Below are 22637 nucleotides of genomic sequence, written 5' to 3'. Positions count from 1 at the left end.
TCTTTTCATTCAGCACGCCGAGGATACCGTGTCACAAGCTTCTTTCCTGAACCGGCAGGGGCTTAATCTGCGCCCCGATCCAGCGCGAGTCATCGTGCGGCCCTTCAAGCCGGCAACCGAACCCCGCGACCTGAACCCGACCGACAAGATGCGTGCAAATCATATCGTCGACCGGGTTCTTGCGCTCAGTTCGGAGGCCGTTGCAGTTCAGCTTGCGGATGTGCTCGACAATTTCCAGGGGCGACATCGTAACCTCCTGGAGCGGTTCGAGACCCGAGCGGATGAAATGGAGGACGCTTTCGCCACGCATGGCGTCTTCTCGAAGACGCAGCGCCAGCTGATTGGTGCCTATTTTCTCAGTGAGTATTCGTTCGAAGCCTCTGCCTTGTTCAACCCCAGCATCGTCCCGCACCCCGATCAATCGGGGGCACCGAAGGGAGGTTCGCGATTCATCGTCAGCCTCCGGGCCATCGGCGAGGGGCATGTGTCGTCACTGACGTTTCGAACCGGAACGATTGCGGCTGACGGAAGCCTGGCCGTCGATCCGACGGCGCGCCTTGCCTCGGTCCCCCGGATCAGCCATCGCGTATCCGGATCGGACGGCGACCGTGTGGAACTGGTGTTCAGGCCCGAGGAAGACCTCAGCGAGCGGGTCATCTTTCCCGTGACCGAATCCCAATCCAACGGCATCGAGGATGCGCGCTTCGTCAAATTCAACGACGGTGATCGGGCGATCTACTACGCGACCTATACGGCCTATAGCGGACGTGCGATCCGGTCTGAATTGATCGAGACCAGCGACTTCATGTCGTTTCGGCTAACGCCTTTGCGGGGGGCTGCAGCCCACAACAAGGGCATGGCGCTGTTCCCACGCAAGATCGACGGCCGCTATGCCATGATCGCGCGACAGGACAATGAGAACCTGTATCTGGTCTATTCGGACGACCTCTACACATGGGAGGGCGGCCGGGTGCTTTTGAAACCGCAATTTCCCTGGGAGTTCGTCCAGATCGGCAATTGCGGGGCACCCATCGAACTTGACGAAGGTTGGCTGCTGCTGACGCACGGTGTCGGCCCGATCCGGAAATACTCGATCGGAGCGGCTCTGCTCGACAAGCGCGACCCGTCCAGGGTGCTGGCTCGCTCGGCCGAGCCGCTGCTGCGGCCTGAACCGTCCGAACGCGAAGGGTATGTCCCCAACGTCGTCTATACCTGCGGTGCGATGAGGCACAATGACCAGATCATCCTGCCATATGCCGTGTCGGACACCTTCTCCAGCTTTGCAACGATCAGGATTTCCGCGCTCATCGAAGCGATGCGCGGCTGAGCGCGGTTGTCGCGGTCGTTGACGTCAACTCCGTGTGTCAACAGGTCAGAGGTGCCGTCATGGTCCGCGAAACAACCTACGTGGTGCAGGCGTTCAACGCCGGCAAGGGTGGAAATCTGAAGGCCGACTCTCCCATCGTCTGCAAGTCGGAAAGCGGCGCGCTGCGCACGGCGGAGAGACTGGCCTTGAGCAAACTCGGCGTCGTCGCGTTCTCGTCCAGCGGCGATCCCGAAATGGGTGACTATGACGATGAGCCTACGGTGTTCTTCCGAAAGGGCGAGCTTCCGGCTGGTTTCGACTGAGGCCCTGATCGTGGTCGAGCAGATATTGGCGGAGAGGCACAGATGAACGAGCGACTGGACATATTGAAGAAGGCCCGCGATCGAATGATCGAGGACAGGGACACGCATGCGAAGGTGCTGGCCGCTCCCTTTGATCGCGACAATGCCGAGCGAGCACGGAACAAGTTTGTCGAGCTTCAAACGCTGATCGATGCCCTGGACCGCGCAATCAGCGCAGAAAAGCCGGCCTCGGCATAGGACCGAAGCGAGTGAAGGGCGGGACTGGCGGACATTTCAACGCAGCACCGCTGTGGCAAGCCGGCGGCCGCCACGGCTCGCCCTATTGCTGTCTCGCCCATTCGACGATCGCCGCGGCATCGGCGCCCGCCTGCGTCTCCCAGGTGGCGATCGCGGGCGTTGCCGCTTTCCGGAGCGCGGCGACGAGGGACGCCGGCGCCGGCTCGGCGATGCGGACGCCGTTGTCGCGCATGCGCGCATAATTTTCGATGGTGCGATGGGTCAATAGCGCGAATTGGCTTTGCTCGGTCTCGGCCGCCGCGGCCAGGACCTCGCGCTGCACCGGCTCGGACAGTTCGGCAAATGCGTCGCTGCGGACGAAGGCGATCGAGACCGGCATCGCGTAGTTGATCGCTGTGAAGTAGGGCAGGAAGTCCCAGAGCTTGCGTCCCGCGCCGCCGTCGCCGGAGGTCAGGAACGCATTCAGCCGGTGCTCCCTGAGGCCAGCGAGTGCCGCGTCCATCGGCAGGAACTGTGCATTCGCGCCGGCCGCGCGCATGACCTCGCCGGAGTTGGCGTCGTAGGCCCGCAAATTCAGTCTCGGCAGGGCGTCGGCGCCTTCCAGCGCATGGTCCGACCAGAGGCCCGTGGCCGGCCAGATCGTGACGTAGAGCAGCTTCAGGCCGCGCGCCGCGAGCGCCTTCTCGTAGAGCGGGCGCGCCCGCAGATTGGTGGCGCGGGCGAGGTCGACGGACTGCACCAGAAAGGGCAGGGTGGACAATCCGAGCACCGGGTCGAGGCCCGAAAGCGCGCCCGCGAAGGCGTCGCCGCCGGCGATGCGACCAGCCAGCGCGGCGCGCGGCATTTCGCCCGAGTTGATCTTGAGCTCGTTGTCGAAAGCGCTAGCTACGGTCACGAAACCGTTTGTGCGCGCCGCGACGCGATCGGCGAAACTGGTGAGCCCGATCCCGGAAATGTTGTTTTGCGGATATTCCGTGGTCATCCGCCAGTTGACTTGCGCCATGGCGGGCGCGGCGGACAGGACGAGGGCTACGAGGACGAGGATCGCGCGGATCCCTGGGGCGGGGCAGCGCATTGGGAGAAGCGGGTCAAACAGCATATATTGGCAACTCGTCGAACCATGGCACGATGCCACAACATGGCAGATCATCTTGTTGCATGCCGCGCCGGAGCACGCCACAGCGATGCTTGGGCACGGCTGACGCGAACTGCATCACTCATCATCGCCGCACTGCTCGTCTCGGCGACACGGGTGGCGGCGTGGGACAGTTCGCCCGCGAAGACCAATATTGCTGTCCCCAGCGTCGAGGAGCTTGCGATGCCACCGGCGAGTCCGGTCGCTGCGCGCGAGAGCGATACGCGGGAATCGATCTGCCTGATCGTCGAGGCCGCCGCACGGGATGCCAATCTGCCGCTGGAATTCTTCGCCCGCGTGATCTGGCAGGAAAGCCGATTCCAGGCCGATGCCGTGGGACCCATGACGCGCAGCGGCGAGCATGCGCAGGGGATCGCGCAGTTCATGCCGGGCACTGCGAGCGAGCGCGGGCTGCTCAATCCCTTCAACCCGGTGCAGGCGCTGCCGAAGTCGGCCGAATTTTTGAACGAGCTGCGCAACCAGTTCGGCAATCTCGGCTTGGCCGCAGCCGCCTATAACGCCGGGCCGCGCCGGGTGCAGGAATGGCTCGCCGGCACCGGCGGCATGCCGGAGCAGACCCGCAACTACGTCTATGCCATCACCGGCACGAGCGTTGACGCGTGGGCCAAGGCAGGAGCGACCGGCAAGGGACCGCCGAGTTCGCCGCCGACGAGCTGCCGCGATCTCATGGCGCTTCTCAAGCGCGCGCCGAATGCCTTCGTCGCCGAGCTCGAACAACATGTCGAGCTCGCTGCCGCAAAGGTCTGGGGCGTACAGCTCGCTGCCGGCTTCGACCGCAACAGGGCGCTGGCGATGTATTCCCGCGCCGTCACGCGGCTGACCGCGGTGATCGGCGAGCGCGATCCGAGCCTGCTAAGCTCGGTGATGCGCAGCCGCGGTACGCGCGCCTTCTACCAGGTGCGCATCGGCGCGGACACGCGCAGCGAGGCGGATGATCTGTGCAACCGCATCCGCAAGGCCGGCGGTGCCTGCTTCGTGCTGAAGAACCGGGGTGTGAGCGGGTAGGCGCGTCTGCCCGCGCGCGCATGCCAGCCCCGCCGCGCGCTTCCTTGACGCCAGCCACGGCATTGCCCGTTATGCGGGCACGATTCCGCAATCCGGCCAAAGACTCCCGTGGCGCTTCCTCCGCTCGATTCCCCTCAATGGCAAAGTTCCTGGCGCGCGTTTGCGTGGGGACTGCGTTCGATCACGCAGACGATCCTCACGCTTGTCCTGTTCGCGACCTATCTCGGCATCGGCGCGCTCGCCCATGACACCCATTTCAGCCTGCTCTGGGCGCTGTGCTCGACGCTGTTCGTCTGGGCGGGCCCCGCGCAGATCATTCTGATCACCACGCTCGGCTCCGGCGCGACCATCATCCAATCGGCGATCGCGGTCACCGTCAGCGCGATCCGGCTGTTTCCGATGGTGGTCTCGGTGCTGCCCCTGATGCGCACGCCGACGACCAAGCGGCGCGAGCTGTTCTTCGCCGCGCATCTTACGGCGGTGACACTGTGGGTCGAATGCCATCGCTTCCTGCCGCAGGTGCCGCGCGAGCGGCGCATCGCCTTCGTCAACGGACTTGGTTTTGGTCTGGTCTCAGTGTGTCTCACCGCCAACACGGTCGGCTATTTCCTTGCCGCCAACCTGACGCAGACGCTCGGGGCCGCGATCCTGATGCTGACGCCGCTGTCGTTCCTGTTCTCGACCGCGCGCAACAGTCGCGAGGTCGCCGACGTCGTCGCGCTGACGCTCGGGGTTCTGCTCTATCCGCTGGCCGCGAAGATGAACTCCGGGCTCGACATTCTCGTCAGCGGTTTGGTGGCCGGCACGATCGCTTATGGCGTGCATTGGTGGCGGGAGGTGCGCGCATGAGCTTTGCGCAGCTCATCGGCGACTGGCACGCACTCGTCGTGCTGTTCGTTGCGGGCGTTGTTCCCAACCAGATATGGCGCATGCTGGGCCTGTGGTTCGGCGGCGGCATCGACGAGGGCTCGGAGCTGCTGGTCTGGGTGAGGGCGGTCGCCACCGCCATCCTGGCCGGCGTCATCGCCCAGATCGTGGTGGAGCCGCCGGGGGCGCTCGCCAGCGTGCCGGACGTCTTGCGCTATGGCGCGGTCGGCGCAGGCCTCGTCGCCTTCCTGCTGACCCGCCGCTCGATCTTCGCAGGTGTGGTGACAGGCGAAGTCTTCATGCTGGCCGGAAAGTGGTGGTTAGGCTAAAACCACCGGCGAACAGCAAGGAACTGGAAATATGGTTCGCGAAAACGAGCTCCGCGAGGGCGAGGTCGCCATCGAGCTGCCGTCGACGGAGGATGCCGGCCTCGTCTTCATCGGCCGCATCCGCACGCCCTGGACCTCGCGGATGGAGACGCCGCGACAGGGGCGTCAGGACGGCCCGGTGTGCCGGCTCGAGATCTTCGAGCCGTTCGTGCCGGCCATCAAGGGCGTCGATTTCTACAGCAATCTCGAGGTGCTCTACTGGCTCGACAAGTCGCGCCGCGACATCGTCCTGCAAAGCCCGAAGAACAACGAGAAGACCCGCGGCACGTTTTCGCTGCGCTCACCGGTCCGGCCCAACCCGATCGGCACCTCGATCGTCAAGCTCGTCGGCATCGAGGGCAATGCCATTCTGGTGCGCGGGCTCGACTGCATCGACAACACGCCGCTGATCGACATCAAGCCAGATCGTTGCGAATTCACGCCGCTGGCCGCCCCGCAGGCAGGGGATTTTCAGTCGGAGTAGTTCGTCATTCCGGGGCGTGCCGAAGGCACGAGCCCGGAATCCATCGGGCAACAGAGACGGTGGTGAAGTGGATTCCGGGCTCGCGCTCCGCGCGCCCCGGAATGACGATGCGCGGCAATCAGCCCGCCTTCAACGCCGCGATCAGCTTGGCCGCGTTCTCTTCGAGGACCTTGACGTCTTCCTTGCGGCTGGCGGGCGGCAGCATGGCCACGCCGTCGTGGCGCGGCATCACGTGCATGTGGAGATGAAACACCACCTGGCCGCCGGCGGGCTCGTTGAACTGCTGCACGGTGATGCCGTCGGCCTCGAACGCTTTCATCGCAGCGGCCGCGATCTTGTGCGCGCCCCGGGCGACGTGGGCGTAGTCGTCAGGCTTGATGTCGAGGATGTTGCGGGCAGGGGCCTTCGGGATCACCAGCGTATGGCCCGATACCCGCGGCATGATGTCGAGGAAGGCAAACACATGCTCGTCCTCATAGACCTTGTGGCAGGAAAACTCGCCGCGCAGGATCTTCGCGAAGATGTTGTTGGGGTCGTAGGCGGTCATGGCGGCGGCTCCTCGAATTTTGCGCTTACTGTCATCAGCCGTGGCAAACCGTCAAGGCGCCTCGTCGACGCCTTTGCGGAACGGGCCGAGCTCGGCCAGCTCCCGTCCGGCCTCGGCGACATAGGCGCGCTCGCGCTTGAGGTAATCGTCGATGGCGCGGCGCAGGCCGGGATCGGCGATGAAGTGGGCGGAATGGGTCGTCCGCGGCAGGTAGCCGCGCGCGATCTTGTGCTCGCCCTGCGCGCCGGCCTCGACGTTGTCGAGGCCGTGTTTGATCGCGAAATCGATCGCCTGATAGTAGCAAACCTCGAAATGCAGGAACGGATGATGCTCGACCGCGCCCCAGTTGCGGCCGAACAGCGTATCCGAGCCGATGAAGTTGATCGCGCCCGCGATCCAGCGGCCGTTGCGGCGGGCCATCACCAGCAGCACGTCCTGGCTCATGGTCTCGCCGATCAGCGAGAAGAATTCGCGCGTGAGATAAGGCCGGCCCCATTTGCGCGACCCGGTCTCCATGTAGAATTCGAAGAAGGCGTCCCAGGCATCCTCGGTGATGTCGCTGCCGGTGAGCCAGTGGATGGTGATGCCGGTGGCAAGCGCATCGCGCCGCTCGCGCTTGATCGACTTGCGGTGGCGCGAATTGAGCGTGGTGAGGAAATCGTCGAAGGTCGCAAATCCCTCGTTATGCCAGTGGAACTGCTGATCGGTGCGCTGGAGGAAGCCGTGTCCGGCGAGCCGCTTCCACTCCGTCTCACGCGCGAAGGTCACGTGCACCGAGGAGGCCTTGCTGACGCCGCACAGCGCCACCAGCCCGCTTGCAAGCGCTTCAGCGATGCGCTCGCGATCCACGCCGTCGCGGACCAGCAGCCGGGGCCCTGTGGCCGGGGTGAAGGGAACCGAGACCTGGAGCTTCGGATAGTACCGTCCACCGGCGCGCTCATAGGCATCCGCCCAGCCGCGGTCGAAGACGTATTCGCCCTGGGAATGCGATTTCAGATAGCAGGGCACGACCCCGGCGACGCGGCCATCGACCTTGGCCACCAGATGCCGCGGCCCCCAGCCGGTGCGGATGGTTGCTGAACCCGATTTCTCAATCGCGGATAAAAACGCGTGCGAGACGAACGGGTTATAAGCGGGTTTTGAGAGGCCGAGGGAATCGCCTGGAAGCACGGATGAAGTTCCCGCGCCATACCCGTTGCAAGCCTTGTCGGGATTGGCACAGGCGTCCCAATCCTCGGCAGATACCTCGCCAATCGAGGGTACAGCCTCGAGTGTGATTTCAGATGATGCCATCGTGCCCAAGATCGTGCATTGCAGCAGCGACTTCAAGAGGCGGGAACCGAGCTCTCTCGTGCCCCAGACGCATCGCAGCGCGCAGCGGTGCAGAGCCGGGGCCCATCTCTCCGAATAGCGTGCCGCCTTCTGGATCCCGGCTCTGCACAGCAACGCTGCGCGTTGCAGCGCGTCCGGGACACGAGAGCAAGCGCTGTGCAACAGGTGTTCCCCCTACGGGACGAACCCCTCAAAGATCATCTGATCCGCATATTGTCCGACCCGCGTCCGCTGCTCCGGGGTGCGCACGGTCCAGCCGAGCAGGGCGCAGCCGAGGACGTTGCGGGCGATCCAGGGGGCGGGGGCCGGCAGGTGGTCAACCTTGAAGGCGACGAAATGCGGCTGGGTCTGAAAGCCGTGGCGCAGGTACAGCATGCTGTCGCGCTGCGCCTGCGTCAGCTTCGCCCAGTACTCGTCCTCGTAGGTCCGCTGCGCAACGATGCCGCGCGGGCGGGACGGCAACAGCTCACGCAGCGCCAGCACCTGGTCGGGATCGAACGACATGCCGACAGCGGGCCCCTGATAGGACGCCAGCACCTCGGCCATCCGCTTCACCAGCTTGCGGTCGCCGCCAAAATGGCTCTTCACCTCGATCACCAGCGGCACGCGCCCGGCGACCATGGCGCAGAGATCGGACAGCGACATCATCCGCTCGTCCGTGTCCTTGAACTTGACCGCCTTCAGCTCGGCCGCGGTCTTCTCGACCACCTCGCCGGTGGCCTCGGTGAGACGGCCGAGCGCGTGGTCATGGTGCACCATGGCCTCGCCGTCGGCGGAGAGCTGGATGTCGACCTCGATCGAGAAATTGCCCGCGATCGCAGCCTGCACCGCGCCCGGCATGTTCTCGACGACACCGCGGGAAATGTCATGCAGGCCGCGATGGGCGACCGGCCGGGCTGTCAGCCAATCAGGAGCGCGCAACGCCGTCAGCTCCGTGTCAGGCGACCTCGAACACGCCTTCGACCTCGACCGCCGCATCCGCGGGCAGCGAGGCGACGCCGACGGTGGTGCGGGCATGGCGGCCCTTGTCACCGAAGGCGGCGACCATCAGGTCGGAGGCGCCGTTGAGCACCTTCGGTCCGTCCAGGAAGTCGGGTGCCGAGTTGATGAAGCCGCCGAGGCGCACCACGCGCACGACCTTGTCGAGGTCGCCGAGCGCCGCCTTGACCTGGGCCAGCAGGTTCACGGCGCAGCCGCGCGCCGCTGCGGCACCGTCCTCGATCGAAACGCCGGCACCGAGTTTGCCCTTGGCGATCAGCTTGCCGGCGGGGTCGAAACAGACCTGGCCGGAGACGAACAGCAGGTTACCGGTGCGCACGAACGGCACGTAATTGGCGACAGGGGTAGGGGCCTCGTGCAGCTTGATGCCCTGTTCCGCCAGTTTCTGCTCGACCGTGCCCGCCATGTTCGACCTCGTTGTCCAAATTTCATCCGCCCGGCTGCGTCCATTTGGAGGCCGGGCGCGCCCTGTTTCGCCCATCGTGCCGTCACATGCAAGCAACCGGAGCGACTGCATTTTGTTGTGGCCAGGCAGCAGGTTCAAGGCGGGGGCCGCAACTTTACGTGAAACGGCCTCAGTTGCGACGCAATGGAACGGTCATTAAAATGTCGAATCTGCGCTTTCCCCAGGGATGACACATGGTGCACCTTTTCCGGACTTCGCTCGGTGTGATGGCGCTCGCGGCGGCTGCTTTCGGCGCAGGCGGTGGAGCGCAGGCGGCCAGCGGTCCGTTCCTTGCGCACCAGGCGCTCTACGACCTCAGCCTCGTCAAATCGCGCTCCAATTCGATCAACAGCGCGCGCGGCCGCATCCTCTACAATTTCACGGGGAGTTCGTGCGAGGGCTACACCTCCGAATTCCGCCAGGTCTCCGAGCTCGACAGCGGCGAGGGCAAGATCACGCTGAGCGACCTCCGCTCCAACTCCTGGGAGGACGCCGCGGGAAAAAGCTACCGCTTCAAGATCGAGACGCGGATGAACGAGGCCGATGCCGGCCGGGTCGACGGTTCGGCCGAGCGCGACGGCGACCACATCAACGTCAAGCTGAAGCTGCCGGCGCCGAAGAATTTCACGCTCGACGGCAAGATCGTGTTCCCGACCGAGCAGATCCAGCGCATCATTGCCGCCGCCAAGGACGGCAAGTCGTTGCTCGAGCTGTCGGTCTATGACGGCTCCGACGACGGCCAGAAGGTCTACAACACGCTGACCGTGATCGGTCAGCCGATTCCCGCCGACCGCACTGCTTCGCCCGATGCATCGACCACGGACGAGCACATGAAGTCGCTCAAGCGCTGGCCGGTTACCGTCAGCTATTTCGACCGCGAGTCCCAGCAGAAGGAAGGCGAGCAGACGCCGGTCTACGCGATGGCGTTCGAGCTCTACGAAAACGGCGTTTCGCGTCAGCTCGTGCTCGATTACAACGATTTCGTGATTTCCGGCGCGATGGGCAAGTTCGACGCGAGGGACAGCAAGCCCTGCAATTGAGGGGCGAGACTAGCCCTCCGCTCGCTCTCCGGCTACGCTTCCTCCCAACCACAAACCCGGGAGGCAAGCACCATGCCCAAGCTCGACCATCTCCGCCCCAGCGGCCTGCATCACAATCCGGCCTATTCCCACGTCGTCACCGCTTCCGGTGCGCGTACGATCTACATCTCCGGCCAGGTGTCGGTGGACGAGGAAGGGCGGATCGTCGGCGAGGGCGATATTGCCGCGCAGACGACGCAGGTGATGCAGAATCTCGGCCATGCGCTGAAGGCGGCCGGCGCGACCTACGCCAACATCGTCAAGATCACGACCTTCGTGGTGAACTACAAGCCGGAGCTGCGCCCTATCATCGGCAAGGCCCGCTCGGCCTTCTTCGAAGGCATGGAGCCGCCGGCCAGCACCCTCGTCGGCGTCTCCGCGCTCGCCGCGCCGGAATGGCTGATCGAGATCGAGGCGGTGGCCGTCGCGGATTGATCCGACCGTGGGATGGGTAGAGCGAAGCGAAACCCATCACCCTTGTTGCGCAGGAAGAGCTCGATGGGTTTCGCTTCACTCTACCCATCTTACTTTGCTGCGGACATAGCTCGCAAAACAGCCATCGCTTCATCGGCCCTGTCGGCAGGTACGAAAAGATGATCGTGGTGGAAGGCCGACACCGCATTCACGCTGATGCCGGCTTCGGCCAGGCGGGCCGTGACCGCAGCCAGGAAGCCCACCGCATCGAGCGCGGAGTGTACCGTCAGGGTGATCAGGCGCGAGGCGAACGCGTAGCGTAAGCCTGACGCCTCGGCTTCTTCGCGCAGGATCACCAGCGTGGTTCCTTCCTGCTCGCGAAACGTCAGCAGCGGGTTGACCGCTGCGGGAACGGGCTCGTTGGGTGGGATCGTGCAAAACACGAAGGTGCCGTCCAGCAGCTCCGGCTTCATGTTTCTCAACAGCGCGTCGAGGTCGCGTTCGCCTGTCACGATGGCCAGCCTCTCAGCGCGTTCGGATGCGTACAGCCCTTGCGAAACCGATCAGCGCCGGAACCTGACAGGGGCCTCGCCAACATACCTTTGTATATCTCTTCCAATCCTTCTCATACGCTGACCTTACGCTGGTACAATTGAGCGACGGCCGGAGATTCTTACAATTTGAGTCTACTCGGGTCACTGCGAGGAAGCTCAAATGAACGTCATGATTGGAAAGCTCAACGGCCTGTGGCACCTCATCGTCGGGTCTTGTCAGATCCGAACGCCGTTCCTGGCGAGTCAGGATCGGCAGTTGGTCATTCAGTATGCCCGGCGTGTCTATCCGGGTGCACGGATCTTCGAACGCGACTGAATTGAGCAGGACTCGATCATTCCTGCTGTCCTGTTTCAGGGCCATCATACGCGATGCCGCGAATGACGGCGGAGTTGCCGAACTTCTTGCGCAGACTGTCCACCGCGCGCTCGGCATGCGCAGCACGGCGGTCGAGCATGTCGGTGTCGTCGGCGGGCGAGCCTTCGCGCAGCGCGCTGACGCCGGCGCCCATCAGACGGAACGCGGTGCCGTCGATCTCCTTCGCCAGCATCTCGCGGCAGATCGAGAAGATCTTGGCGGCAAGCTGCGTCGGGCCTGCGATCGACTGCGAGCGGGTGCGCTGGCGGAAATCGGCGGTCTTCAGTTTCAGCGTGACGGTCGAGCCGGCAAGCTCGCTGCTCTTCAGCCGCGACGACGTCTTCTCGCAGAGCCGCCACAGGATCTTCTCCAGCGTCGCGAAATCGCGGATGTCGGTCTCGAAGGTGGTTTCGCTCGAAATCGTCTTGGCGCCACGATCGGGCTCGACGCGGCGGTCGTCGATGCCGCGGGCGAGCCGCCACAGCCTGCGGCCATCGCTCGGAAACTGCCGCATCATCTCGATCTCGTCGGCCCTTTGCAGGTCGGCGATGATGCGGAAGCCGCGCTGCACCAAGCGCTCCTGCGTGGCCGGGCCGACGCCGAAGATGAAGCCGACCGGCTTCTCCGCCAGCATCAAACGGGCTTCCTCCTGATCGAGCGCGGCAAAGCCGCGCGGCGTGTCGAGGTCGGAGGCGATCTTGGCCAGGAACTTGTTGCAGGACAGGCCGACCGAGACGGAGATGCCTATGTCGCGCTCGATGTTGCGCGCGAACCGCGCCAGCACCTTGGCCGGAACCATGCCGTGCACCCGCTCGGTGCCCGAGAGATCGAGGAAGGCCTCGTCGATCGAGAGCGGCTCGACCAGCGGCGTCAGCGCCTGCATGGCCTGGCGCACCTCGCGGCCGACACGGACGTACTTGGCCATGTCGGGCGGGATCACGGTCGCGTGCGGGCAGGCCTCGAGCGCCCTATACATCGGCATGGCCGAGCGGACGCCATAGGTGCGGGCGATGTAGCAGGCGGCCGACACCACGCCGCGCTTGCCCCCGCCGATGATGACGGGCTTGTCGGCGATGTCAGGATTGTCGCGCTTCTCGACCGTCGCATAGAAGGCGTCGCAGTCGATATGGGCGATGGTCAGGCCTGCGAGCGCGCGGTGGCGGACGAGGCGAGGGGAACCGCAGGCGGAGCAGCGCCTCACGCCCATATCCAGATCGGCCAGACAATCCCGGCAGAAGCAGCGGGGTCCGGCCGTATCAGGGACGGTCACGGCACGTCGCGCTCCCAGGAGGGGTCGCCGAGCGCGTCGCCCAGCACCTGCCGCGCCGCAGCAACGTTGGTCGGATGCAGCTCCGCGGTCGAGGCAAAGGCCTTTACGGTGGCGTCATCGCGCATCACGAAATCGAGCACGCTGAGGAGGAAATTCGGGTCCGAGGCGGCATTGCGCAGGGTCTCAGGACCGACGCCTGTCTCAGCGAGGAACAGGCCAAGCCGCTCCGGATCGCCGGCCACGAAGGAGAGCGCCTGAATCGCAACGATTTCAGCGACTTCGCGAGGGTTGTGAACAGGCTTTTTCAAGGGTTCGGTTTGCCTTTCCGTTAACTTTCGGTGTCTACTTTGAAACCATCATGCCCGAGTCTCAAGACCGCCGACAAGCAACCGGAAACCACATCGCAGAAAGTCGGCCCTCGGGTTTAACGAAACTCAAGCGAATCTGAGGCTAGTTTGAATCCAGTTTTCGAAGCGCCGGCGAGCGGCGCCTGAGGCGTCACATGTATAGGGCTTCGTGCCAATCAGGAGGGCGGGATGGCTAAGACCGTCCTGATCGTGGAAGACAACGAGCTCAACATGAAGCTCTTCCGCGACCTGTTGGAGGCGCACGGTTACCAGACCTCCGGCACCAGCAACGGCTACGAGGCGCTCGACCTCGTTCGCAAGATGCGGCCCGACCTCGTGCTGATGGATATCCAATTGCCGCAGGTCTCGGGCCTCGAGGTCACGCGCTGGATCAAGGACGATCCGGAGCTGCGCGCCATTCCCGTCGTCGCGGTCACGGCGTTCGCGATGAAGGGCGACGAAGAGCGCATCCGCGAGGGCGGCTGCGAGGCCTATTTGTCCAAGCCGATCTCGGTCGGCAAATTCATTGAGACGGTCCGGCGTTTTATCGGATAGGAAGTGAGTTCAAAGTGTCCGCGCGTATCCTGGTTGTCGATGACGTTCCCGCCAACGTCAAACTCCTCGAAGCTCGCCTGTCCGCCGAATATTTCGACGTGATGACCGCCTCGAACGGCACCGAAGCGCTGGCGCTGGCCAGCCGCGCCGAATGCGACATCATCCTGCTCGACGTGATGATGCCCGACATGGACGGCTTTGAAGTCTGCCGCCGTCTCAAGACCGATCCGGCGACGCACCACATCCCCGTCGTGATGGTCACCGCGCTCGACAGCCCCGCCGACCGCAATCGCGGGCTGGAAGCCGGCGCCGACGATTTCCTGACAAAACCCGTCTCCGACGTCGTGCTGATCGCGCGCGTGCGCTCGCTGACCCGGTTGAAGATGATGACCGATGAGCTGCGCATGCGCGCCATCACCTCGCTCGAGATCGGCATGCAGGCGCCCGAGCGCAGCGCCGTGGCCGACACCGGCCGGGGCGGCCGCATTCTGCTGGTCGACGACCGTCAGTCCTCCTATGAGCGGCTGGCGACGATCCTCGCCGCGGAGCACACCATCGACGTCGAGCCGAACCCGACGGAAGCGCTGTTCCACGCCGCCGAGGGCAATTACGACCTGCTGATCGTCTCGCTCGACCTCAACAATTTCGACGGGCTGCGGCTGTGCAGCCAGGCGCGCTCGCTGGAGCGCACGCGCCACGTGCCGATCCTGGCGATCGCGGACCCCGAGAACTCGACGCGGCTGCTCCGCGGCCTCGAGATCGGCGTCAACGACTATTTGCTGCGCCCGATCGACAAGACCGAGCTGCTGGCCCGCGCCCGCACGCAGATCCGCCGCCGCCGCTACACCGATCATTTGCGCGACAACGTGCAGAACTCGATCGAGATGGCGATCACGGACGCGCTCACCGGCCTGCACAATCGCCGCTACATGGAGAGCCATCTGGCGACGCTCGCTGACCAAGCCTCGACCCGCGGCAAGCCCCTGGCGCTGATGATTCTGGACATCGACTATTTCAAGTCGATCAACGACAATTACGGCCACGACGCCGGCGACGACGTGCTGCGCGAGTTCGCGGTGCGCGTGCGCAAGTCGATCCGCGGCATCGACCTGGCCTGCCGCTACGGCGGCGAGGAGTTCGTCATCGTGATGCCGGAGACCGATCTCCACGTCGCCGGCATGGTCGCCGAGCGCCTGCGCCGCTCGATCGCGGGCGAGCCGTTCGCCGTCCACAAGGGCACCAAGCGCATCGAGGTCACGATTTCGATCGGCCTCACCACGCTGGAGCAGAAGGGCGAGGCGGTCGCCGACGTCCTCAAGCGCGCCGACACCGCGCTCTACCGCGCCAAGCACGACGGCCGCAATCGCGTGGTGTCGCAGGCGGCGTGAGGCCGCTTGCAACAAAAACTGCGAAAACAACCCCATGCACAGTAGCCGGCGTTAGTTGGATCAATGGCTTATGCGGGTAGAGCTGGGCGGCCTAGGCCGATTGCCCGGGCGTTTGACACGTCGGGCAAAACAGGAGCATTTTGATAGGATCGCGAATTGGTCCTGACGTGTAGTCAGGTGTCGTCGCTTCCCCCCAAGCTCCACTGTCATTCCCCGCGAAAGCGGGGAATCCAGTACGCCGTGGCCTCTCGGTTCTAGCCTCGCTGTCTCTGGAATACTGGATCACCCGCTTTCGCGGGTGATGACACCGAGTGATGCGGCAGCAGTGCTCAGTGCGGCGTGCGCTTGCTGTGCGTCGCGGTTTGCTTCTCCCCATCACCCACATCCACCCCCGCATTCCGCAGCAGCACCTTCGCCGCTTCCTTCGCGGCGCGGGCCATCGCGGGGTCGTCGCGCACGAGGTCCTGCGCGATCGAGCCGTCGACCAGGAGCACGAGCTGTGTCGCGAGCGCATCCGCATCCGCAACACCTAGCTCGTTCAACCGCTCGCGAAACCAGACGCGGCGACTTTCCTTGAAGGCGATTGCGATTTTCTTCACGGCGCGGTCCTTTGGGCCGAGCTCGGCGACCGCATTGACGAACGGGCAGCCGCGAAAATCCTTGGCCGCAAAGCGCCGCTCCAGCGAATCGAAGGTGCCAAGAATTTGCTCGGCCGGGGGCTTGTCGGAGGGGCGCGGCTTGACGAAGCGCCGCTCCAGATAGGCCGCGATCAGCGCGTCCTTGGAGGGGAAGTGGTTGTAGAGCGTGCGCTTGGAGATCCCGATCTCGGCCGCGATGGTGTCGACGCCGATGGCGCGAATGCCTTGCAGATAGAACAGCTTGTCGGCGGTCTCGAGGATCCGCTCCTTCATCGTCTGTGGTGTGGGCGGGGGAGCCATGCGGCAGCGTGCGTCCTGTTCGCTTGACAGCGTGCACCTTTCATAGCCTAAGTACACAGATCTGTGTAACTAAAAACATCGAGAATTGCAGACGCCGGCGCGCGCGTCGCGCCGACGAGGGAGAAAAATATGCCCCTGTTGCAGGTCCTGCGTCCGACATTGCCCATCCTGATCGGCGCCTCGATCATGCTGACGCTGAGCATGGGGCTGCGGCAGAGCCTCGGCATCTTCATGCAGCCTTTGACGCATGACATCCACATTTCGATCTCGGATTTCACGCTGGCGCTGGCCGTGCAGAACCTCGCCTGGGGCTTTCTCCAGCCGCTCGCCGGCGCGATGACGGTGCGCTACGGCTTCCGCCCGATCATGATCGTGGGCGCGCTGATGTACATCGTGGGCCTCATTCTGATGGCGACCGCGAACGGGCTCGTCAGCATCATGATCGGCGCCGGCGTGCTGATCGGGACGTCGCTGGCCTGCACCGCGGCCGCGATCGCGATGTCGGTGGCGGCGCGCGCGGTGCCGGAGACTGTACGCTCGACCGTGCTCGGCATCGTCTCCGGCGCGGGCTCGCTCGGCGCGCTGTTGTCGGCGCCGCTCGGACAGATGCTCAACGAAGGATTTGGCTGGCGCGTCGGGCTCGCCGGTTTCGTGATCATGTCGGTGCTGATGATCCCTGCGGCCTGGTATGCCGGCCGTGTCGACGCGATTCCGCTGCCGAAGCCCGCCGCCGACGACATCGGGGATGCCACCGCCGCGACGGCTGCGAAGACGGCGTTCGGCAACGCGTCCTTCGTGGTGATGACCTGCGCCTATCTCGTCTGCGGCATGCAGCTCGTGTTTCTCACCACGCATCTGCCGTCCTATCTGGCGATCTGCGGCCTCGATCCGATGCTGAGCGCGCAGACGCTCGGCATGATCGGCGGCTTCAACGTGCTGGGCTCGCTGTTCTTCGGCTGGGCCGGCCAGCGCTGGAACAAGCTGGCACTGCTGGGCGGCATCTACATCCTGCGCTCGCTCGCGCTTGCCTGGTATTTCATGCTGCCGGCGACGTCGTTCTCGACGCTGCTGTTCGGCGCCATCATGGGCTTCCTCTGGATGGGGGTCGGCCCGCTGGTTGCCGGCGCCGTCGCCGAAATGTTCGGCCTGCGCTGGCAGGCGATGATCCAGGGCCTCGCCTTCATGAGCCACCAGATCGGCAGCTTCCTCGGCGCCTACGGAGGAGGGGTGCTCTACGACACGCTCGGCTCCTACACCATGGCCTGGCGCATCGGCGTGGCGCTCGGTCTGGCCGGCGGCATCATCCAGGTCGCATTCGCGCTGATCCGGCCGTCGCAGCCGCCGTCGCCGGTGCTGCGGACGGCGTAGCGGGGCGGTGCTCGCGAACGTCAGCTTGGGAGCTTGCCGCGGACGCCGTGCTGTTTCGTCGTGATGGCCGCTTGTGACCCGCAGCTTGGCGCGCGGACGAACTTTTCTCCGGCTGTGACGTTGCAACAATCCATGATCCTGCAGGCGGATGGCGCGTCGTCGCGTGCGCCATCCGCTCCTCCACATGGGCCTTAAGCTTTCAGGTCCGTGATCCGCATAATCGCGACCACATTCCCGTCGTTGTACGCCTGTTCTTTTGTTTCCTTGTTGCAGGTCCAGACAAAATTCTTCTTGCCCGTAAAGGTCTTTCCGTCCTGCTCAAGCCGAAGCTCCCCTTCGGTGATATGGCAGATCATGGCATTCATCATCGGGGGCCCCATGGTCTTCGCCCCCGGCTGCATGATGACATCGCGCATTGAGACGGTCTTAAAACCTGGGATCAGGGATGGTGTCTCGCCTTCATATTCACGCACCACGACACCTGGCCAAGGCGTCATATCCTTGTAGCCTGTGGCTTGAGCGGCGGCTGGCTTGACCATGGCAGCCGAAGCCGCTGCCAACGCGATTCCCAGTGCGGACCTTCGATCGATCTTGCTCATCGCTTTCTCCCGACGTTACCGAACGAGCCGCCGCATAAGCAGCGCGCAAAGTTCGTGGTGAACGGTGGTACGAAACCGAAAAAGGAACGGCTTCTAAGAGAGCGTGTGCTTGCCGATGGCACCAGTGCTGCTCGTTTGCCCAGACGGGTGATTTCGGCACATCCCACTTTAAGGGCAACGACATTCTACGTCACCTGACGAGTCTGGGGAACATGTGAAACGAAGTCTCTGCCAGGCCCACGGGAAGGTCCGGATTTGGCCCAAGCGGTCGACCCGGCATGTCCGCTAGATGTCCGCTCCTTGGGGGTGAAGCAGACTTGATATGCTCAGCCCGAGTTCTTCCGGGTGTGACCCATTGCGGACCTCTTGGATGCCTTCCTGCGAAGACCTACCTTGGTGCTTTGCAGTTGTTTCAAGAGCCGGAATACAATGACGCATGACAACCTCTCAGCCGCTAAGCATCGTAATTCGCATACCAGACGTGGCCCTCTCGCGTTCTGATCTGAACGCTTTATTGGGGCTGCAGGTCGACCGTTATGAGGCATCGTCTCGGAGCGCGTATGCTCAGATCGACATCGCAGATGAAGGGGATCAATGGGCCAATGCTCTCGGCTGTATTCAATCAATTCGTGCCATTATTCGACAGCTGGTTTCCGCCGGTTCGATTGGAGCGCCGAGCTTGGACGTAGCAATGGTTTTCCCGCACTCGGCACTGTCTAAGTCGCTGACGGTTCCTGCCAATCTGGCTGCGGCTGCCGGCGAAGCCGGGATGGAGGTTCAGTTGTCCGTGTATAAAACCGAGTAGAAGGTCGCCTTCTGGCCCGTTTGAGACTTGGCGAGGGGTACTAAAGATGTCCGCTCACTGGGGCTGACCAAAAGGCGTCTCGGGAGAACCAAACCGACGCGATTGACCCAAAGCCGACCTTGGAGCGCATATGTCCTTAGCGGGGCCACGACTTTCCGTAGACATCGCACAGAACGACAGCCATCTTCTGATGGCCCTGCCTGTCGGCAGGAAACGGCTGGCTGTCAATTTCTAGGCGGCTCATGAATTTAACCTCGAAATCTCGCCAGCCGTTCTCGTGCCATCCGCGCAGAAGCAGCGGCTGGCCGCGCGCATCCTGCTCTTCGTATCCGACCGAAAAGGGTTCGACCTTGTACCGTTCGCCTCGATGCGTAAACGATACTGTCGCTCGCCTTGCTATTGCCTGACAAAGTCGTGTTTTGCTCATGAGGGGCTTCGGTTCGTAGTCAACAGACCACCCCCTTCGGTAGCGCTCAAGAAGACGGACCCACCGCGACCACGGTCTCCACTTAATTCCGCACTCGATCTAGACCAGCTGTGTGAACAAATGTGATCTCGATGGCCCGCGCCATGTGAACCTTCTTTATCCTCAGAGGCATGCAACCCAAAGTAACGTGCGACGTCCTTAAGGGCAACCTGAGCAACAGACTCAACTGGCGGATATGTCCGCGATTGGCTCATAGTGGATTGCTGAGGTTCGGTCTGATGTCCGCTTTTGGCCCCGAAGCGGACTCCGCTTAGCATTGAACTGAGCAGCGGCCTTGCGGCGGGTGCGGGCATCTCCCAGTGATCGAGGCAATTTGAATTAAGTGCTTGAGCAGACCGAACTGTCGCTTGCGTAGACATGCTCCAGTGGGGCTGATTGAATGAGACTGAACCTCGGATGTAACTTCTCCCTGAGGTTAGGAACATGAAGAAGGCCGAGTACATCCCGACGAATTTCCAGCTCAGCCAGCGAGCCATCGCAAAGATCAATGAGCTCACAAAGGTATCTTCCGATGCTATGGGGCGCCTGATGGTGCCTGCGCTTTTTTGGCACGAAGAATACGAAGAGGCGACGCGAGAGACGGTAGTCTTCGGCCCGGGGTTCGGTTGGTATTTTCTCGATGAAGTGCCGACGAACCTTTTGCAGCACGTTGACGGCACGGCGCTCATTTTCGCTGTCACGTCAAAGACTGCCGTGCATTTTAAAGACAAAGTCCTCGACTATAAGGATGGCAAGAGTTTTTTTCTAGCTTCCTAACCGGTAAGCTAACTGTCTGCGTTGGCCCGTAGAGGACATCGCGCCGGTATTCGCCGACGACCGCAGGTGACCCTGGCTGTATGAAAACGCCGTGCCGCTGTATGATTCTCCCTGTGATTCTCCCGGGGGGAATTGATGAGGCGCTTCGTGGTTATGAGCGCTGGTTTCGGAGCCTGAGCGGTCGCGCGGGTATGCCGTCAGCGGCTAGTCACCTGCCGAAAAACCATCGCCTCCAGAATGATGATCGCTTCCGCCATCTATCGACGGGCCGGGGCCATCAACATCAGCCCCGAGGCCGGACGCCTTCTTTCGACGGGGCCATGCCAACGCCATTCCGCCGGCAACAATCAGGAACAACACGATCACCGCTATCCAGTGAGAGATCATGCTGTCGTCGGAGCGTAGACGGTGAAAACGATCTCGAAATGCAAGGCTGCGATCATCTCGATAGCCTTGGCTGAGATGGCAAACTCTGTTGCATGCGGCTCACCAGCCGCTTGTATGCCCACATTCAGCCTGCGAAAGTCCAGTCGTTCCCTGATACATCTAAGGTCAGGTTGGAGTGTGCGGACAAACTCGATTAGGCCAAGCAACGTCTCTTCGAGCGAGGCGAACCGGTCGGCAAGCTCTATGGACGCATCGCGACCGTTGCGGCGAAGCACAACAACCTTGGCTTCAATCGGTTTCGCAAACTCTTCAATGTCGTGAGCGGCTCCACCTATGTCCAGGTCAACGTTCAGAAAGCTCGCAATGGCATCTTCGCTACCGGTCATTGTGTGCTCGCTCAAGGCTTGCCGTTCTCGCGCAGATCGTTGCCGCGCTTAATCTCCTGCGTGAGATTGTCGAAGACCTGCGCCAACGAGCGCCCATCCTTGTTGTCATTGACTTCCGTACCTGTCGCCCGTGCCACGCAATCGCGCTACAGCCGAGCACGAGCGGAAGGAAAGATACAATCAAGCTCACGTACCAAGGGACGTCGTTGCCCACAATCCAGAAACCCCCGCCGATTGTCTCGGGACCTTCATTGCAACCTATGATAACTAATGAAATTTGTGCACTACTCTCAAGATTTGTTGGTTAAGCAATCCTGATGACAAGGATGTCCGCTATTGGGTTCATGGTAAGCGTCGTTCCGCTCCCACCTTTTCGGGGCAGATGGGATAGGCGAGTTTCACGATCTCTTTGAAGGGATCGGTTTGTGTCTATGTTTGACCATACGCTTAAGTCGGATGTAACGGCGCGCCGGCTGGAAGTGATCACGGAGACGGGACGACGTCGTTGGTTCTCCAAGGACGACAAGGCCCGGATTGTCGAGGAGACGCTGGTACCAGGCGCGGTCGTTTCCGAGATTGCCCGGCGACACGGGCTGACCCCACAACAAGTGTTCACTTGGCGCCGGCAAGCGCGCCGGGAGCCGGCGCCGATGGCTAACGATCCGCAGTTTGTACCTGCGGTGGTAGACGCCATGGCGCCGGTCGCGGTTGCGGGCCGTGAGCGCAAGACAGCGCGACGGAAGGCCAAGCCGGATGTTGGGGGCATCGAGATCGAAGCCGAAGGCGTCACTATCCGGGTCGGCCAAGGCGCGGACGTGGCGATGATTGCGGCCATCGTCCATGCGTTGAAGGCAAGCCGGTGATCGGCCCGTCCGGCACTGTCCGGGTGATGGTGGCAACCAAGCCAGTCGACTTCCGCAAGGGAATGGAAGGGCTTGCTATGTTGGTACGCGAGCACATGAAGGCCGATCCGTTCTCGGGTGCTGTTTATGTCTTCCGTGCCAAGCGCGCGGACCGGATCAAGCTGATCTTCTGGGATGGTACGGGTTTGTGCCTGTTCGCCAAGCGGCTCGAGGAAGGCGTCTTCCGCTGGCCGAAGATCGAGGATGGCGTGATGCGTTTGTCAGCGGCAGAATTGTCGGCGCTGCTCGAAGGGCTCGATTGGCGGCGTGTCCACGCGGCACGGGAGACGGTCGTCCCGACGCAAGCCGGATAATTGTGGGCCGCGCTGCGGCGAAGTGAATCAGAGGCATCGAGTACGTCGTCAGGCGGGCGCGAATATGCTCTGATTTGCCCGTGAGCGATAACCTTCCTGATGATCCCGAGACGCTGAAGGCGATGCTGCTTGCCGAGCGGCACGAGAGCGAGCGGCTGCGCCAGATCATCAAGGAATTGCAGCGTCATCGCTTTGGCCGGAGGGCGGAGTCGCTTCCTGAGGAACAGATGCTGCTGGGCCTCGAGGACGTCGAGCAGGTCGCGGCCTCTGCCGAGGCCGGTCAGGACGAGACCGCCCCGGAAGGTCGGGCGGAACGGGCGCGCAAGCGCCGCGTCAACCGCGGGGCACTGCCGGCGCATCTGCCGCGGATCGAGGTCGTCGTCGACATCGACGACAAGACCTGCCCCTGCTGCCAGGGCGAACTGCATTGGATCGGTGAAGACAAGAGCGAGCGGCTGGACATGGTGCCGGCGCCGTTCCGCGTTGTCGTTACCCGGCGTCCCAAATACGCCTGTCGTGCCTGCGAGGATGGTGTCGTGCAGGCCGAGGCTCCGGCCCGGCTGATCGAGGGCGGCCTGCCGACCGAGGCCACGGTCGCCCAGGTTCTGGTGTCCAAATATGCCGATCATCTGCCGCTCTACCGGCAGGCCCAGATCTATGCCCG

Annotated in this window: 31 protein-coding genes; 18 read left to right on the top strand and 13 right to left on the bottom strand. The window is 63.2% G+C overall.

The window, feature by feature from the left end; translation table 11 throughout:
• Positions 1-28: 28 nt before the first annotated feature.
• Genes AC0L3X_RS29310 through AC0L3X_RS29300 form a run of 3 tightly spaced genes read left to right on the top strand, consistent with a single transcriptional unit; the run spans position 29 to position 1866 of the window.
• Positions 29-1327 carry a glycoside hydrolase family 130 protein gene (locus tag AC0L3X_RS29310; protein ID WP_063982777.1) on the top strand — a complete coding sequence of 433 codons (1299 nt, stop codon included), beginning with the start codon at positions 29-31 and terminating at the stop codon, positions 1325-1327.
• A 59-nt stretch (positions 1328-1386) separates the two neighbouring features.
• On the top strand, positions 1387-1629 hold the full coding sequence (locus tag AC0L3X_RS29305) for a hypothetical protein (protein WP_063982778.1): 243 nt from the start codon (positions 1387-1389) through the stop codon (positions 1627-1629).
• A 42-nt stretch (positions 1630-1671) separates the two neighbouring features.
• A complete protein-coding gene (locus AC0L3X_RS29300) occupies positions 1672-1866 on the top strand; it encodes a hypothetical protein (RefSeq protein WP_063982779.1) in 195 nt (64 codons plus the stop codon).
• An 82-nt stretch (positions 1867-1948) separates the two neighbouring features.
• Here the strand turns inward: AC0L3X_RS29300 and AC0L3X_RS29295 are convergent, their stop codons facing one another.
• A complete protein-coding gene (locus AC0L3X_RS29295; RefSeq protein ID WP_231142132.1) occupies positions 1949-2965 on the bottom strand; it encodes a TRAP transporter substrate-binding protein in 1017 nt (338 codons plus the stop codon).
• Positions 2966-2986: 21 nt separating this feature from the next.
• Between AC0L3X_RS29295 and AC0L3X_RS29290 the strand changes: the two genes are divergently transcribed.
• The 4 genes from AC0L3X_RS29290 to tsaA all read left to right on the top strand — a co-directional run bounded on the left by AC0L3X_RS29290 (position 2987) and on the right by tsaA (position 5746).
• Positions 2987-4027: a transglycosylase SLT domain-containing protein gene (locus tag AC0L3X_RS29290; RefSeq protein ID WP_371498030.1), complete on the top strand. Its 1041-nt coding sequence runs from the start codon at positions 2987-2989 to the stop codon at positions 4025-4027.
• Between the two features lie 108 nt (positions 4028-4135).
• The gene (locus tag AC0L3X_RS29285) at positions 4136-4876 is read left to right on the top strand and encodes an AzlC family ABC transporter permease (RefSeq protein WP_063982781.1); all 741 of its coding nucleotides are present in this window, start codon (positions 4136-4138) and stop codon (positions 4874-4876) included.
• The gene (locus tag AC0L3X_RS29280; RefSeq protein ID WP_063982782.1) at positions 4873-5223 is read left to right on the top strand and encodes an AzlD domain-containing protein; all 351 of its coding nucleotides are present in this window, start codon (positions 4873-4875) and stop codon (positions 5221-5223) included. Before AC0L3X_RS29285 ends, AC0L3X_RS29280 begins: the two co-directional genes overlap by 4 nt.
• A 31-nt stretch (positions 5224-5254) precedes the next feature.
• The gene (gene tsaA, locus AC0L3X_RS29275) at positions 5255-5746 is read left to right on the top strand and encodes a tRNA (N6-threonylcarbamoyladenosine(37)-N6)-methyltransferase TrmO (protein WP_063982783.1); all 492 of its coding nucleotides are present in this window, start codon (positions 5255-5257) and stop codon (positions 5744-5746) included.
• Positions 5747-5864: 118 nt separating this feature from the next.
• Here tsaA and AC0L3X_RS29270 read toward each other — a convergent pair whose 3' ends face one another.
• The 4 genes from AC0L3X_RS29270 to AC0L3X_RS29255 all read right to left on the bottom strand — a co-directional run bounded on the left by AC0L3X_RS29270 (position 5865) and on the right by AC0L3X_RS29255 (position 9030).
• Positions 5865-6293, bottom strand: a complete 429-nt coding sequence (locus AC0L3X_RS29270) for an HIT domain-containing protein (RefSeq protein ID WP_063982784.1) — start codon at positions 6291-6293, stop codon at positions 5865-5867.
• 51 nt (positions 6294-6344) lie between these two features.
• On the bottom strand, positions 6345-7586 hold the full coding sequence (locus AC0L3X_RS29265) for a GNAT family N-acetyltransferase (RefSeq protein ID WP_231142130.1): 1242 nt from the start codon (positions 7584-7586) through the stop codon (positions 6345-6347).
• Positions 7587-7799: 213 nt separating this feature from the next.
• Positions 7800-8546 carry a glycerophosphodiester phosphodiesterase gene (locus AC0L3X_RS29260; RefSeq protein WP_063982786.1) on the bottom strand — a complete coding sequence of 249 codons (747 nt, stop codon included), beginning with the start codon at positions 8544-8546 and terminating at the stop codon, positions 7800-7802.
• Positions 8547-8562: 16 nt separating this feature from the next.
• Positions 8563-9030, bottom strand: coding sequence for a RidA family protein (locus tag AC0L3X_RS29255; protein ID WP_014494672.1), 468 nt, complete (start codon positions 9028-9030; stop codon positions 8563-8565).
• Positions 9031-9263: 233 nt separating this feature from the next.
• Between AC0L3X_RS29255 and AC0L3X_RS29250 the strand changes: the two genes are divergently transcribed.
• Both AC0L3X_RS29250 and AC0L3X_RS29245 read left to right on the top strand, forming a co-directional pair.
• Complete coding sequence (locus AC0L3X_RS29250; protein WP_063982787.1) at positions 9264-10109, top strand: cell envelope integrity EipB family protein; 846 nt, start codon at positions 9264-9266, stop codon at positions 10107-10109.
• 72 nt (positions 10110-10181) lie between these two features.
• Positions 10182-10583 carry a RidA family protein gene (locus tag AC0L3X_RS29245; protein ID WP_014494674.1) on the top strand — a complete coding sequence of 134 codons (402 nt, stop codon included), beginning with the start codon at positions 10182-10184 and terminating at the stop codon, positions 10581-10583.
• Positions 10584-10672: 89 nt separating this feature from the next.
• Here AC0L3X_RS29245 and AC0L3X_RS29240 read toward each other — a convergent pair whose 3' ends face one another.
• The gene (locus tag AC0L3X_RS29240; RefSeq protein WP_063982788.1) at positions 10673-11074 is read right to left on the bottom strand and encodes an ACT domain-containing protein; all 402 of its coding nucleotides are present in this window, start codon (positions 11072-11074) and stop codon (positions 10673-10675) included.
• Positions 11075-11276: 202 nt separating this feature from the next.
• Between AC0L3X_RS29240 and AC0L3X_RS29235 the strand changes: the two genes are divergently transcribed.
• Positions 11277-11432 (top strand): hypothetical protein, encoded by a 156-nt coding sequence (locus AC0L3X_RS29235; RefSeq protein ID WP_166097113.1) that lies wholly within the window; start codon positions 11277-11279, stop codon positions 11430-11432.
• 16 nt (positions 11433-11448) lie between these two features.
• Here the strand turns inward: AC0L3X_RS29235 and AC0L3X_RS29230 are convergent, their stop codons facing one another.
• Together AC0L3X_RS29230 and AC0L3X_RS29225 are read right to left on the bottom strand one after the other, a co-directional pair.
• The gene (locus AC0L3X_RS29230; RefSeq protein ID WP_473317037.1) at positions 11449-12741 is read right to left on the bottom strand and encodes a DNA polymerase IV; all 1293 of its coding nucleotides are present in this window, start codon (positions 12739-12741) and stop codon (positions 11449-11451) included.
• On the bottom strand, positions 12738-13049 hold the full coding sequence (locus tag AC0L3X_RS29225; protein WP_028150563.1) for a DUF3572 domain-containing protein: 312 nt from the start codon (positions 13047-13049) through the stop codon (positions 12738-12740). The genes AC0L3X_RS29230 and AC0L3X_RS29225 overlap by 4 nt, the downstream gene beginning before the upstream one ends.
• A 228-nt stretch (positions 13050-13277) precedes the next feature.
• On the opposite strand from AC0L3X_RS29225, the gene AC0L3X_RS29220 reads away from it, so the two are divergent.
• Entirely contained in the window at positions 13278-13643 is a 366-nt protein-coding gene (locus AC0L3X_RS29220; protein ID WP_008566616.1) for a response regulator, read from the top strand.
• Between the two features lie 14 nt (positions 13644-13657).
• Positions 13658-15031 (top strand): PleD family two-component system response regulator, encoded by a 1374-nt coding sequence (locus AC0L3X_RS29215; RefSeq protein WP_028150565.1) that lies wholly within the window; start codon positions 13658-13660, stop codon positions 15029-15031.
• Between the two features lie 329 nt (positions 15032-15360).
• Here the strand turns inward: AC0L3X_RS29215 and AC0L3X_RS29210 are convergent, their stop codons facing one another.
• Positions 15361-15969, bottom strand: coding sequence for a TetR/AcrR family transcriptional regulator (locus AC0L3X_RS29210; RefSeq protein WP_063982790.1), 609 nt, complete (start codon positions 15967-15969; stop codon positions 15361-15363).
• 129 nt (positions 15970-16098) lie between these two features.
• Between AC0L3X_RS29210 and AC0L3X_RS29205 the strand changes: the two genes are divergently transcribed.
• The gene (locus AC0L3X_RS29205) at positions 16099-17337 is read left to right on the top strand and encodes an MFS transporter (RefSeq protein WP_063982791.1); all 1239 of its coding nucleotides are present in this window, start codon (positions 16099-16101) and stop codon (positions 17335-17337) included.
• 191 nt (positions 17338-17528) lie between these two features.
• Here the strand turns inward: AC0L3X_RS29205 and AC0L3X_RS29200 are convergent, their stop codons facing one another.
• Entirely contained in the window at positions 17529-17936 is a 408-nt protein-coding gene (locus AC0L3X_RS29200) for a hypothetical protein (protein WP_014494682.1), read from the bottom strand.
• Between the two features lie 436 nt (positions 17937-18372).
• On the opposite strand from AC0L3X_RS29200, the gene AC0L3X_RS29195 reads away from it, so the two are divergent.
• Positions 18373-18741: a hypothetical protein gene (locus AC0L3X_RS29195; protein ID WP_063982793.1), complete on the top strand. Its 369-nt coding sequence runs from the start codon at positions 18373-18375 to the stop codon at positions 18739-18741.
• Between the two features lie 136 nt (positions 18742-18877).
• On the opposite strand, the gene AC0L3X_RS29190 is transcribed toward AC0L3X_RS29195, so the two are convergent.
• Positions 18878-19168: a hypothetical protein gene (locus tag AC0L3X_RS29190; RefSeq protein ID WP_187388030.1), complete on the bottom strand. Its 291-nt coding sequence runs from the start codon at positions 19166-19168 to the stop codon at positions 18878-18880.
• A 483-nt stretch (positions 19169-19651) separates the two neighbouring features.
• Here AC0L3X_RS29190 and AC0L3X_RS29185 point away from each other — a divergent pair, with 483 nt between their 5' ends.
• Positions 19652-19984, top strand: coding sequence for a hypothetical protein (locus AC0L3X_RS29185; protein WP_063982794.1), 333 nt, complete (start codon positions 19652-19654; stop codon positions 19982-19984).
• 383 nt (positions 19985-20367) lie between these two features.
• Here AC0L3X_RS29185 and AC0L3X_RS29180 read toward each other — a convergent pair whose 3' ends face one another.
• Both AC0L3X_RS29180 and AC0L3X_RS29175 read right to left on the bottom strand, forming a co-directional pair.
• Positions 20368-20757, bottom strand: coding sequence for a hypothetical protein (locus AC0L3X_RS29180; RefSeq protein ID WP_063982795.1), 390 nt, complete (start codon positions 20755-20757; stop codon positions 20368-20370).
• A gap of 11 nt (positions 20758-20768) precedes the next feature.
• On the bottom strand, positions 20769-20894 hold the full coding sequence (locus tag AC0L3X_RS29175; RefSeq protein WP_283843390.1) for a hypothetical protein: 126 nt from the start codon (positions 20892-20894) through the stop codon (positions 20769-20771).
• A gap of 294 nt (positions 20895-21188) precedes the next feature.
• Here AC0L3X_RS29175 and tnpA point away from each other — a divergent pair, with 294 nt between their 5' ends.
• The 3 genes from tnpA to AC0L3X_RS29160 form a co-directional block, all read left to right on the top strand.
• Positions 21189-21620: an IS66-like element accessory protein TnpA gene (gene tnpA, locus AC0L3X_RS29170; RefSeq protein ID WP_231145760.1), complete on the top strand. Its 432-nt coding sequence runs from the start codon at positions 21189-21191 to the stop codon at positions 21618-21620.
• Positions 21617-21973, top strand: a complete 357-nt coding sequence (gene tnpB / locus AC0L3X_RS29165; protein WP_063980520.1) for an IS66 family insertion sequence element accessory protein TnpB — start codon at positions 21617-21619, stop codon at positions 21971-21973. Before tnpA ends, tnpB begins: the two co-directional genes overlap by 4 nt.
• 122 nt (positions 21974-22095) lie before the next feature.
• Positions 22096-22637, top strand: a 542-nt coding sequence (locus AC0L3X_RS29160) for a transposase domain-containing protein (protein ID WP_473317055.1), incomplete at its 3' end; no start/stop codon positions are given.

The organism is Bradyrhizobium sp. MI1.7 (assembly GCF_055811795.1).
Note: the sequence above shows the minus strand (reverse complement) of the source record. Positions and strands in the feature narration are given on the sequence as shown.